General features: G+C 44.5%; 12 protein-coding genes. 4 read left to right on the plus strand and 8 right to left on the minus strand.

Annotated elements, in window-relative coordinates; translation table 11 throughout:
• Window positions 1–34: 34 nt before the first annotated feature.
• The 5 genes from L5M71_RS12890 to ohrR all read right to left on the minus strand — a co-directional run bounded on the left by L5M71_RS12890 (window position 35) and on the right by ohrR (window position 6,268).
• Window positions 35–1,699 (minus strand): methyl-accepting chemotaxis protein, encoded by a 1,665-nt coding sequence (locus L5M71_RS12890; protein ID WP_113939838.1) that lies wholly within the window; start codon window positions 1,697–1,699, stop codon window positions 35–37.
• A gap of 127 nt (window positions 1,700–1,826) precedes the next feature.
• Window positions 1,827–2,975, minus strand: a complete 1,149-nt coding sequence (chrA, locus tag L5M71_RS12895) for a chromate efflux transporter (protein ID WP_263208175.1) — start codon at window positions 2,973–2,975, stop codon at window positions 1,827–1,829.
• Between the two features lie 200 nt (window positions 2,976–3,175).
• Window positions 3,176–4,348 carry a 23S rRNA (uracil(747)-C(5))-methyltransferase RlmC gene (gene rlmC, locus L5M71_RS12900; RefSeq protein ID WP_263208178.1) on the minus strand — a complete coding sequence of 391 codons (1,173 nt, stop codon included), beginning with the start codon at window positions 4,346–4,348 and terminating at the stop codon, window positions 3,176–3,178.
• Window positions 4,349–4,457: 109 nt separating this feature from the next.
• A complete protein-coding gene (locus L5M71_RS12905; protein ID WP_263208181.1) occupies window positions 4,458–5,633 on the minus strand; it encodes a glycerol-3-phosphate dehydrogenase/oxidase in 1,176 nt (391 codons plus the stop codon).
• 137 nt (window positions 5,634–5,770) lie between these two features.
• Window positions 5,771–6,268, minus strand: a complete 498-nt coding sequence (ohrR, locus tag L5M71_RS12910; RefSeq protein ID WP_263208184.1) for a hydroperoxide resistance transcriptional regulator OhrR — start codon at window positions 6,266–6,268, stop codon at window positions 5,771–5,773.
• A 139-nt stretch (window positions 6,269–6,407) separates the two neighbouring features.
• On the opposite strand from ohrR, the gene L5M71_RS12915 reads away from it, so the two are divergent.
• The 3 genes from L5M71_RS12915 to L5M71_RS12925 all read left to right on the plus strand — a co-directional run bounded on the left by L5M71_RS12915 (window position 6,408) and on the right by L5M71_RS12925 (window position 8,814).
• A complete protein-coding gene (locus L5M71_RS12915; RefSeq protein WP_263183275.1) occupies window positions 6,408–6,833 on the plus strand; it encodes an organic hydroperoxide resistance protein in 426 nt (141 codons plus the stop codon).
• Window positions 6,834–7,108: 275 nt separating this feature from the next.
• Window positions 7,109–8,542, plus strand: a complete 1,434-nt coding sequence (locus L5M71_RS12920) for a cytochrome C biosynthesis protein (protein ID WP_263208186.1) — start codon at window positions 7,109–7,111, stop codon at window positions 8,540–8,542.
• An 86-nt stretch (window positions 8,543–8,628) separates the two neighbouring features.
• Window positions 8,629–8,814: a cytoplasmic protein gene (locus L5M71_RS12925; protein WP_106651481.1), complete on the plus strand. Its 186-nt coding sequence runs from the start codon at window positions 8,629–8,631 to the stop codon at window positions 8,812–8,814.
• An 83-nt stretch (window positions 8,815–8,897) separates the two neighbouring features.
• On the opposite strand, the gene L5M71_RS12930 is transcribed toward L5M71_RS12925, so the two are convergent.
• The 3 genes from L5M71_RS12930 to L5M71_RS12940 are packed head-to-tail and all read right to left on the minus strand — an operon-like array spanning window position 8,898 to window position 10,204.
• Window positions 8,898–9,188, minus strand: a complete 291-nt coding sequence (locus tag L5M71_RS12930; protein WP_105250069.1) for a hypothetical protein — start codon at window positions 9,186–9,188, stop codon at window positions 8,898–8,900.
• Between the two features lie 30 nt (window positions 9,189–9,218).
• Window positions 9,219–9,788, minus strand: coding sequence for a class I SAM-dependent methyltransferase (locus L5M71_RS12935; RefSeq protein ID WP_263208189.1), 570 nt, complete (start codon window positions 9,786–9,788; stop codon window positions 9,219–9,221).
• Window positions 9,789–9,793: 5 nt separating this feature from the next.
• Window positions 9,794–10,204 carry a hypothetical protein gene (locus tag L5M71_RS12940; RefSeq protein ID WP_113939830.1) on the minus strand — a complete coding sequence of 137 codons (411 nt, stop codon included), beginning with the start codon at window positions 10,202–10,204 and terminating at the stop codon, window positions 9,794–9,796.
• A gap of 498 nt (window positions 10,205–10,702) precedes the next feature.
• Between L5M71_RS12940 and fccA the strand changes: the two genes are divergently transcribed.
• Window positions 10,703–12,496 carry a fumarate reductase flavoprotein subunit FccA gene (gene fccA, locus L5M71_RS12945; RefSeq protein ID WP_113939829.1) on the plus strand — a complete coding sequence of 598 codons (1,794 nt, stop codon included), beginning with the start codon at window positions 10,703–10,705 and terminating at the stop codon, window positions 12,494–12,496.
• The last annotated feature ends 251 nt before the right edge of the window (window positions 12,497–12,747 follow it).

Here is a 12,747-nt window from a genome sequence, read left to right on the forward strand (position 1 = left end):
TTAAGTCTCCCGTTTTTAATCAAGATTGCTGCAATTAAATCTTAAACTGGCCCACTAACTTGCCCAAGTTAATGCCTTCTTCCGAGACTGTCATACTGATCCTAGCGGCATCTTCGCTGGAATGAAGCAGCTCGTTTACAATCTCTTGGATGGCATACACGTTACGGTTAATTTCTTCGGTTACTGAGCTTTGCTCTGTCGCCGCGGCCGCAATTTGGGTACTCATATCATTAATCGCCGTTACCGCTGAAGTGACTGAACCTAAACTATCGGAAATCGTGCGAGAAGAATCCACCGAACGTACACAGCTTTGCTGACTCTCTTCCATGGCTTTCACGGCTTGGGTCACTAGCTTATGCAGTGCCGATAACATCTCGTTGATTTCTAACGTGCTGGCTTGAGTTCGACTGGCTAAATTACGCACCTCGTCGGCGACCACAGCAAATCCACGACCCTGTTCACCAGCACGGGCCGCTTCGATGGCGGCGTTCAATGCCAATAGATTAGTTTGCTCGGCAATACCGCCAATGACAGAAAGCACGCTGTTGATCTTCTGTGATTGCTCGCTGAGTGATTTTATACTGCCTGCCGCATTGTTGATTTGCGACATTAAAGACGCAATCTCCTCAAGCGAAGCATCAACACAGCGCTGAGCATTTGCCACATCACCAGTAGCAGCGTGAGTCGCTTCGGCTACTTGAGTGGTATTCTTAGCCACTTCGTTCGCAGTGGAGGACATCTCAGTGATTGCAGTCACCACCTGATCGGTTTCATTGTTATGACTCACCAACTGGCTCGACATGACTTTAGTTTGATCATGAATCGCATTGGCTGCCGTTTTTACTTTTGCCGTCGCAGTCGCAACATCGCCGATAATATGCTGAAGTTTATCGACAAAGAGGTTAAAGGAGCGCCCAAGTTGGGCAATTTCGTCTTCACCTTTTACGGTAAGTCGCTTGGTTAAATCCCCTTCGCCCTTAGCAATATCATTTAAGTTATCGGCCATATTCTTGATTGGCACGACCATACGGTGGGCGGCAATCATAATGATAAAGCCAGTAATACCCGTAAGGAAAAGCGCTATCAGCAAAATCGCGAAGGATTTTTCTGCCATTTGCTCAGTCACTGTCTCGCGATAATCTTCAACAACAGCTTCAATATCATCGATATATGCCCCAGTACCTAACATCCAGTCAGTACCAGGGATCATCATGGCGTAACTGATTTTTTCAATCTGTTCATTAGTATTAGGTTTTTGATAGTAATAGGAGAAACTACCATCGCCACGTTTAGCGGCATCGAGCAGACCGACGATAATTTTAGTGCCGCGAGGATCTGTCATATCCATTTTATTTTGCCCTTCTAAACTCGGTATGAGGGCATGAAAAATATTTTTCCCTTGAGAGTCATACATGAAGAAATAACCCGCACTGCCAAAACGTATGTCTCTTAGCGCTTGATTCACATTCCCTTGTTCTTTTAACGATAATTGGTAATTCACTATACCAGCGGCAATTTCGGTAGCTTCTTTAATTTGTTGTTTACGTTCACCGACGAGCTTAGATCTAAAGGTAACCACCTCATCGGCAAGCGCATTTTGCTCGACATAATAAGAAACCGACATCAACACCAATAATGCGAGGATCAAAGGAAACAGCGATAGCAATAATAATTTATTGCGCAAACTCAACTTAGACATACTTGAATGCTCCAAAGGATTACAACTTGTATCTTCGGAGTATAGCTAAGATTGTTGTATTTCTATGCGCTTAAAGTAACAAAATCTTAATCTTGCTCAATAAACATTCGATTAATAACGACTCAGTTCAAAGCATATTAAGCAGCACACCACATACACTAAAGCCTAATACCAGTTGTAGCATAGGTGGTTTAAATAACTTTAATGCACCAAAACCGAGCAATACCAAGGCCATATCTTTACCTGAGAATACCGCCTGAGAAAACACGGGTTGATAAAGTGCTGCGGCAAGTAAGCCAACAACACAGGCATTCACTCCCGCTATAGCGCCAGCAATTTTTGGTCTTGCGGCAATCGCATGCCAACTTTTCAACCCCACCAGCATGAGTAAAAAACCGGGTAAGAAAATGGCTGCGGTTGCGATGCAAGCTCCCATGAAGGGCTTATCTAACATCACTTCAGCGCCTAAAAAGGTCGCAAAGGTAAACATAGGTCCTGGCACTGCTTGGGCAAAGGCATAACCTGTCAGAAAACGATCGCCACCTATAGTATCCCCCACCGCTGTTTCTAGCAGAGGTAGTACAACATGACCACCACCAAATACTAAGCTCCCTACGCGATAAAACTCACCGAAGATCCAAGCTTCAGATCCTAAATCCACGATAAAAAAACTGCCGATGAGTAACACAAAAAATAGCAGTAAATATATATAATTCAATTTGATAGGTGCAAGCGGTGCAGTGTCATCTTGCGTCGCACTCAATTTATATATACCGATAGTCGCAGCGCCGAGTAACAGCAGGATTTGCGTACACATCGATGGCGCAATCAAAATTGCCGCGGCACTGACTAACATTAATAGGCGTGCGGATTTGCGTTGGCAGAACTGTTTAAACATGGCGAGAACGGCATCGGCAACCACAACGACGGCCATTAATTTAAGCCCATAAATCATCCCTTGAACATAATGATTGGCGAGCCATGCCGACGTTGTTACCGCCAGTAAGTACATCAAAATAAAGGAAGGTAGTGTAAAACCGGCAAAAGCAGCAAGCGCGCCAACAAGCCCGCCTCTTTGATAACCAATGGCAAAGCCCACTTGGCTCGACCCTGGCCCCGGCATAAATTGGCTTAAGGCAACCAGACTGGCGTAACGCTTATCATCGAGCCAACCGAGTTCATTTACGAAGGTCTGGCGAAAATAACCAATGTGCGCCGCAGGCCCGCCAAAACTCATCAAGCCCAAGGTAAAAAAGCGTAGGAAAATCTGTAGCATAAATCGCCGCCCATCAATGCATAAAGTGCTGAAGATTATGCCACTAAAAAGACACTTTGATGAAGTTTCACGGGAGCAGCGCAGATAAAAGTATTGCAAAGACTCTACATGGTAGAGTCCTTATGATTGTTTGAGCGGACTTCAAGAGTCGTAAAGCGAGTGAACACAAATGCTTAGTGATAAATTGATGAGCTAAAAAATTAATCCTTCACCAACATGACTAGTACTTCGAAGTGATCCGTGTGGGGGAATAAATCAAATAGCTGCACTTTGGTTAAGTGATAGCCTTGAATATGTTCGAGATCTTTCGCTAAGGTTTGCGGATTACAGCTTGAATAGAGAATGGCCTTAGGGGAAAACTCGCTTAATGACTGGCATAGCGCCTCGCCAATACCGCGCCTCGGCGGATTAACTATGATCAAATCCGGCTTATCGGCAGCGCTTTTGCCCTTGGCAAAGTCGGTGGAATCGAGCGCCATAAATTGCACGTTTTCGAGCCCCATCATCTGCGCTGACATTTGCGCGCAGGCAATCGCTTCAGCTTCAATTTCAATCCCTGTGAGGGTAATGTCTTTGGATGCACAGTGCAGTCCGAAACCGCCTACACCACAGAAGAGATCCCATAACGAATGAGGTGAAAACTCGGCAACCCATTCACGGGCCGTTTGATATAACTGAGCCGCAACGTGTGGATTGGTTTGGAAAAAGCTTTTAGGCCGAATGAACAAAGGCACATGATTAAAACGTTCTTCAAGCCTAGTATTCTCAGTTAAGAAAATCTCTTCATCCCCCTCAAGTATTGCCATATGAACCGGTTGGATATTGACTGACACCACTTTTATTTGCGGATATTCAGCTAATAATGCAGGTAATTCACGTTCGATACGTTCGATACTATTGGTGGACCGCAGTACAAACCGCAGTAGATATTCACCACGCACTTGACTGCGGGTCAGCAGAATAAATTTAAGTTCACCCTTGGCTCTATCTACCCGATAAGGAGGAAGTCCTGCCTGCTGCACAAAGCGTGTTAAGCGATGTAATAAATCTTGCATATCAGATTGATATAAAAGGCAGTCACAAAGATCTACCGCCTCGCCACTTGGGCTCACAATCCCCAGCACAGGCGCATGGGCGGCGCCTAAGGCCACCATTTTAGCTTTATTACGAAAGCCGCTGTCCTCGCCAATTACCGGCGGCTGAAAAATATCGGGTAAATTAGCTGGGATAAAAGGCGCGAGTAGTTGCTGTAAAATTTGAGTTTTAACCGCCACTTGCTGCACCATAGGCTGTTGTATATGCCGGCAAGAAAGGCACTGACCTTGGTTAAAATAACCACATTGCTTGGCGGTATTTACAATAGCAGCATTCACGGCAGATCCTAGATATCAGTAAAAAAGCGCCACACTGTAGCGGTTTTACAGGTAAAAATCACCTTGAAGCATATTCAAATCAGCATCAAGTGCATAATTCACGGCGCACTCAAGATAGGGTGAGTTTATCAACATCAGCAATAGACTGCCGCTTACCTATGGCCTTTTCAATCCATTCAAGCACTTCGGCCGAGGTACTGCGAAACGTCGTTAACTTACCGCCATATAAACTGAGTATTCGCGGATGGGAAATCGATGTTTGCATTAAGGTATCTCGCGGTCGCTCAAAGGCTTGGCTATTTTGCTTAGGCAAGACCCGAATACCACAGAAAGTTTTGGTTATTAGCGCCTTGAGCTCATCAATCTCCGGCGTTAGTGGGAAATAATGTTTGTAGATCCCCAGCAGATAATTAATTTCAGATTCGGTCGCCTCAGGCGGCTTATCTAAAGAAGTTAATTCAGTTTCTGTGGTGCCGACTAAGGTTTGACCATACCAAGGCATCACAAATATTACCCGTTTATCGAAGCATGACTCTAAGTACAAGATGCCATCGGGCGCAGGAATATCCAGTAACACATGGGCGCCTTGTACCCAATCGAGTTCAACACCCGCAAGTGGGGGCAAGACTTTGCTTAAAACAGCATTTACCCAAGGACCTGCAGCATTAATCACAAGCTTCGCTTCGGCTTTATGGATTTCGCCCCTGTGGCTAAAACTCAGCTCACAGGTCTCGCGCTTGTGTTCCAGCTCAAGAAATTCAGCCTCGGCATAGACTTCAGCTCCCAGTGCCTGCGCGCTGCGCGCCACCGCTTGAGTGAGCAATTTATCGTCGGTCTGCGCATCCCAGTACTGAAATACGGCTTTTAATCCAGAGAGTTTTAATCCCTTGAAACGATGCCAATGCACGGCAGGCACTGACACAAATTGGCCTAAAGGATCAAATTCACTCAGCAGTGCATACATACTCAGTCCTGCGCGAATGGTCCAAGGACTGCGCTGACTGTTGTCGTACACGGGAATATAAAAGGGCACAGCTTTAACAAGTGATGGCGCAAGATTGAGTAAATGTCGCCTTTGAAGCAATGACTTACGGACTAAATTAATTTGTCCGGTTTCTAAATAGCGTAAACCACCGTGGATAAGCTTGCTAGAATTCGCTGAGGTTTGGCCGCCAATTTCGCCCTTTTCAATCAGCAAGGTGGAATAGCCCGCTGCTGCCGCATATTGGGCAATGCCGACACCGCTGATCCCACCGCCAATAATGGCTACATCGAAACAGGCCATAACTTACTCTCGCTAACCTTCAATAGACGACTGACCCGCTGAGCCTGAAGCATACAACCCATTACGCTCAATCGAACCGCTAATAAGCGTTAATATGTCAATAAGTTAATCTTAGATCAAATCTCGACAATAAGTGTTTAATCAATACTGGCATGTAATTGCTTAAGTGCTTGATCGCACATGGCCTTTAAGGCTTTTAGTTCGCTCGCCTCGCCGCCGACTTTACAACGCATCAAATGAGGAATTTCACTTGCCTGTGTTTTGAGGGAAAGTCCTGTAGGCGTTAAGGCCAGCACTCTCACGCGTTCATCCTGCTCGCTACGACCACGAGTCACTAATCCTTTAGATTCTAGCCGCTTCAGCAATGGCGTTAACGTGCCTGAATCGAGGAAAAGTTTATCGCCTAAGGTTTTGACACTAATCCCCTGCTCTTCCCATAGCACTAGCATGACTAAGTACTGCGGATAGGTTAGATCTAATTTGTCCAACAAAGGCCGATAGGCACGCACCATAGCATTTGCAGCACTATAAAGTGAGAAGCACACTTGATTCTCAAGACATAAGGCATTCTCTTTGCTGGTATTTTCGGCCATATCGACAGTATTAACACGGGTGTTGGGTTGAGTTGTTGCCATAGGAAGATCCGACAAATTAAATATATTGCGCACAATATACTTGCATTCACACCAAAGATCGAATTATAGTTTATCACAATTGAATTGCGCACAATTTAAATCGATTTACTTAATCCTTAATCTTAAAAGGTCTAATACTATGAAAACACTTTATGAAACACGTGCCACAGCAAAAGCGGGTCGTCAAGGTCAAGTCAGCACTGATGATGGTTTACTGGATGTCGCTCTAGCCTATCCAAAAGCCATGGGCGGTAGCGGACTTGCCACGAATCCTGAACAACTGTTTGCCGCAGGTTATGCCGCCTGTTTCTCAAACGCCATTCTGCACGTCGCAAAAATCGGCAAAGTGGATATTACCGAAGCGCCAGTCAGTGCGGTTGTCGGCATAGGTGCCAATGATGCCGGCGGTTTTGCATTAGCGGTTGCCTTAGAAGTTAGCTTAGATTTACCGCAAGAAGCCGCAGAAGCCCTAGTGCGTCATGCACATCAAGTTTGTCCATACTCGAACGCCACGCGCAATAATATCGACGTGAAACTTAGCGTAAATGGCGTAACGCTAGGCTAACCATAACCCATCATCGACAACTGTTGATAACGTCAGAAATAGAGCACCCTCGGGTGCTTTATTCTTTACTAGCCAATAACGACTCAAGCTGAGAGTGAGTGTGCATCACACCATTTCACAGGGCGATAAACTGGTTTCAGTTCCCAAAAAATTATTATTCGCGAGTTAACTAACACTTCTTAATATCTAATTTAATCAAAATGATTGATTTAAGTAGAGTAAGAGATAATCGAACCGTTTGACGATACTTAAACCCACTCTCTGTGGGAGGCGCTATGACAAAATATCTATCGAAATTATCTCTCTTTTGCTCGCTATTATTTCTCTTTGCCTTTTCTATCCCGAGCTGGGCCGAGACAACACACTCAAGCTCAGCGGATCGAACGTGGCATTATGTGAATGCTCAGGGTGAACTCAAAATTAAGCTGTATTTCTTTTGGTCAAAAACCTGTCCGCACTGTGCAGAGGCCCATCCGTTCATTGATTCATTACCGCAAAAATACCCTTGGATAGAACTCGAATCCCATAGGGTGTCAGATCCCGGCGTACAGGATATTTGGCAAAATATCGCCTCAAAAACCAGTACTGAAGCACGCTCAGTGCCCTATATGGCAAGTTGTGAAAAAGCCATTGTGGGATATTCAAGTGAAGCGGTAACGGGTGAATTTTTAGTCAATCGACTGAAGAATTGTTATTTATCCCTTGGCGGTAAACTGAGCGACGCTGACCTCCCCACCAAAGGAGCCACCAGCACAACCACAAGCGCTCAAACAGATGCACCGCTCTTTGGCACTTGTGGCACGGATACTGGTGAAGGCACCTGTGATGCCACCAGCTTAAGCGAGCCCGTTGCAGAGCCAGAAGTTCAACCCGTTGAATTACCTTTAGTGGGAGTAGTGACACCTGAGACTATGTCTCTGCCGTTACTCACCTTAGTGCTCGCAGGTGTCGATGCTTTTAACCCTTGTGCCTTCTTTGTGTTGCTATTTTTACTGTCGATAATGGTTAATGCCAAGAGTCGCAGCCGCATGTTACTCGTCGGCGGGATTTTCGTATTCTTCTCCGGCTTTATCTATTTCCTGTTTATGACTGCATGGCTAAACATCTTCCAACTGCTGGGGGCAGGCAGTGATGGCGGTATGATCATTTTAGCAGCGGGTTGTTTAGCTTTGATCGCAGGAGTCATCAATATCAAAGATTACTTCTTTACTAAGGGAGAAGTGACACTATCGATGTCGGCAGAAAATCGTACGAGTCTAATAAAACGCATGGGGAAACTATCCAATTCCAGTAACTTAGGCGCGTTACTCATAGGTTCTACCGTATTAGCTATCCTCGCCAACGCCTATGAATTACTTTGCACCGCAGGCTTCCCAATGATCTACACCAGTGTGCTATCTATGCACAATCTGCCAGACATTGAACGCTATATGTATCTGGTTTTATACAATATTGTATATGTGATCCCGCTGGCTATTATTGTTATCGTTTTCAGTGCGACCTTAGGCAAACGTAAGTTGACCGAAAAAGAAGGCCAAACCCTGAAACTTATGTCAGGCGTGATGATGTTGGGTATGGGTATCGCACTGGTTATTGACCCAACAGCACTGCAAAATGTGAGTCTGGCACTCGGATTGATCTTAGGCTCACTAGGCGTTACAGCAATAATTGTTATCGGCCGCAAACTGTTCACGGCCAAGGCAAAATAATTGCAGATTGGCAAATTCATGTGTAACGACTAAAGTTAACCGTGGGTTTGCCGATAAAGGGATCCAGCTTACAATTGAGGTTAGTTATGTCAATTTCACTGAATACACAAGCTATCGCACCGAATCTAGAAAATGGTGCAATTGGCGTTAAGGTTGCTCAGTTAGCCAAAGAGCAGCAAAAAGCCGAAGGTCAAATCGCGGTAGATTTAATTGCAGCTGCGGCGCCAAAACCCGTAGGCAATGCAGGCCACAACATCAACACCACGGCCTAATTGTTAGCAATACAAAATCAAAAAAAGCGCTCTGATTATCAGGGCGCTTTTTTTTGTTATTTTCTCTAAAACGTCAGGCGAATTTAAGAAAAAGCGTTACCATTCACGTGCATAATAGTGAATGTCCACACCACAAACGCCAGTGGGATATGCACTAAGGCATAGAAACACTGATCGAGTCGCCCCATTCCTTTTGCTAACAAAATCAAATATAAGTGTAATCCAATCACCAAGGGAAATAGCGCTAACAGCGGATAGAGTGCGACAGGATTTGCATCGGAAAATAAGCTGTGACTGAATAAAGCCCACGCCACCATAAAGGCGGTCGTCAACGGCGGCGTTGCAATGCGATATTGCTCTGGATAGGGAAACATCCTACGACCTCTGAGTCTCAATCAATAAATTTACGTTGTAGGTTTTCGCGCAATCAACTGGGCTTTATAACTGCTTTGAGTGGACTGCGGATCACATAATCGACCTTCAAAGTAATGTAAAGATTGCCAGTTAGCAAACACTGATTTGAGTTCATTTTCAGTAAGTAAGAAATCTGGGTTGCGTGGCCGACCTATCTGCGCCTGTTGCGTTGTAAAGGTTTCATAGACAATAAGGCCTGTGCTCTTAACCGCCTTAGCAATTTGTGGCAGTAATGGGCGATGCAGATAATTAAATACTAAGACAATATCGTACTCTTCAACCGGCAATAATGGTCCTGCCTCTGCTTCTAAATCCCTTTGTAATTTGTAAGCATTAGCCTGATCAATGTGTGACATGGCTGACAAATCTCGATCGATAAAAGTCACTTCAGCCCCTCGCGCTAAAAACCACAAACCATTACGCCCAGAACCGCAAGCGAGATCGAGCACCTTAAGTCCATCGAAGCAACTCAAGTCTAAGTTAGACACAGATGGATTAGGCCAAGCGAACTCTGTGATTAACGCAGCAGGCGTTAAAGTTGACGTATGGGTTACAGACATATCAATTAGCCCTTAATTTCTTTTTTCGAGTCAATTTGCCGACGATGCACAATAGAATAATGCCTGAGCCCTGCAGGACCATGGGACACGATAACTGACAAAAAAAGTATCACGATTAACAGCTCAGGTTTGTAATGAGCCAGCGGCACAAACAGGCCAAGCAAGCCTATTTTTACTAAAGTTAACACTCCCTTAAGCTGGATCAGCCAGCGCCAATCCCGTACGATTTCCCACAACATTAATATGCTGCCCGTCGTCATCGCGAGATACCAATAACTCAACCATTGCACTTTATTTACATCTAATAAAATGCCACCACCGACACCAACGATCCCTAAAATATGTAATGCCCTTAAACTGGTTTTACTCAAACGTTGAAACCAAAAACGTTTTTCAGATATGCCTTGTTTATGCATTACAACCCCTTAAGAATCAATTGCGTAACATTTAATTAAAGTGATAATATAATTTTATACAATAAAGGCTTTTGAAATAACATTATTTATAGAATATATAAAAATAAATAAGCCATCACCTCAATATACAAGATTAAATTATAATATCTATAAAATACAAATAGATAAAACACACCACCAAAGCCATAATTTATGCCATTTTTATTTTATAAAGTTAAAATCAATCCATTCAATATGTTAACTCACGCATGTTATACCGTATTGAAGCAGTGATTAGTCTCAACTTCATTAATATTCCCCATCCGATTGCACATTTTAAATATGTTATTTTCGCTGTAACAAAGGTTATGTGATCTGAACACACATATACCTCTTTAGATAGTGCTAAATTTGCAAATGGAGAATGCTCTAACAGTGCGTGAGCTGCGTAAAAAATAAATATCACGCCACGATGAATAACCCTTATTAAGTAGATGAATGTACGGCGGAGGAACTATCATGTTCACAAGAAAGATTCAAAAAACAGCACTAGCCATGCTGATCTCTGGCGCTATGGCAGGTACTGCCTATGCAGCACCAGAAGTGCTAGCCGATTTTCACGGTGAAATGGGTAGCTGCGACAGCTGCCACGTATCAGACAAAGGTGGCGTCACCAACGACAACCTTACCCATGAAAATGCTCAGTGTGTTAGCTGCCACGGTGATTTAAAAGAACTGGCCGCCGCTGCACCTAAAGATAAAGTATCACCCCATAAATCTCACCTAATTGGCGAAATTGCTTGTACTAGCTGCCATAAAGGTCATGAAAAATCAGTCACCTATTGCGATGCTTGTCACAGCTTCGGCTTCGATATGCCTTACGGTGGCAAGTGGGAACGTAAGTTTGTGCCTGTTGATGCAGACAAAGCTGCTCAAGATAAAGCCATTGCCGCTGGCGCAAAAGAAACCACTGATGTCGTGATCATAGGTTCAGGTGGTGCAGGTCTTGCTGCAGCCGTTTCAGCCCGTGATGCAGGCGCTAAAGTTATCCTGCTTGAAAAAGAACCTATCCCAGGCGGAAACACTAAACTTGCTGCTGGTGGTATGAACGCTGCAGAAACTAAGCCACAGGCTAAACTAGGTATCGCAGACAAGAAACAAATCATGATCGACGACACCATGAAAGGTGGTCGCAATATTAACGATCCTGAATTAGTCAAAACCTTAGCCAACAACTCATCAGACTCTATCGATTGGTTAACCTCTATGGGTGCCGATATGACTGACGTAGGTCGTATGGGTGGCGCAAGTGTTAACCGTAGTCACCGTCCAACAGGCGGCGCTGGCGTGGGTGCACACGTAGCACAAGTTCTATGGGACAATGCAGTGAAACGTGGTACTGACATCCGCTTAAACAGCCGTGTAGTACGTATTCTTGAAGATGCGAGCGGTAAAATTACCGGCGTATTGGTGAAGGGTGAATACACAGGTTATTACGTGGTCAAAGCTGACGCTGTCGTTATCGCAGCGGGTGGTTTTGCGAAAAATAACGATCGTGTAGCTAAGTACGATCCTAAGTTAAAAGGCTTTAAAGCGACTAACCACCCAGGTGCTACAGGTGATGGCTTAGACGTGGCATTGCAAGCGGGTGCTGCAACTCGCGACTTAGAATTTATTCAAGCTCACCCAACTTATTCACCTGCTGGTGGTGTGATGATCACCGAAGCGGTACGTGGTAACGGTGCGATCGTGGTTAACCGTGAAGGTAACCGCTTTATGAACGAAATCACCACCCGTGACAAAGCGTCTGCCGCGATTCTGCAACAAAAAGGCGAAAGTGCTTATTTGGTATTCGATGACTCTATCCGTAAGAGCTTAAAAGCCATCGAAGGCTATGTGCACCTGAACATTGTTAAAGAAGGCAAAACAATTGAAGATCTGGCTAAACAGTTAGATATTCCAGCGGCCGAACTCGCTAAAACAGTGAAAGCTTATAATGGCTTTGTTAAATCAGGTAAAGATGCTCAATTTGAACGTCCTGATTTACCACGTGAATTAGTTGTTGCACCTTTCTACGCTCTCGAAATCGCGCCAGCAGTTCACCACACTATGGGTGGTGTTGTGATCGATACTAAAGCCGAAGTGAAGAGTGAAAAAACGGGCAAGCCTATTGATGGTTTATATGCAGCAGGTGAAGTCACTGGTGGCGTTCACGGTGCTAACCGCTTAGGTGGTAATGCTATTTCCGATATCGTTACTTATGGCCGTATCGCGGGTGCATCTGCAGCTAAATACGCTAAAGACAAAAAGTAAAATGCAATAACGGAGGGTTAAAGGACTAACCCTCAGCTCATAATAGTACGACTTTCAATATGAGAGCCCTAGCTTGAACACTTCAAGTAAAAGCAGTCAATCAATAAGCGAGCCGTCAGGGGCTCGCTTTTTTTATTCCCAATTGATGATAAAGCTCACTCTTTTAACGGGGAATTTTCTAAGGCTAAGGACAAAAAGCCCTAACTCACTTACACTCTTTGCCAGATAATTACATCAGCAAACCCGTTAGG

Source organism: Shewanella sp. SW1, from assembly GCF_025653545.1.
Taxonomy (GTDB): domain Bacteria; phylum Pseudomonadota; class Gammaproteobacteria; order Enterobacterales; family Shewanellaceae; genus Shewanella; species Shewanella oncorhynchi.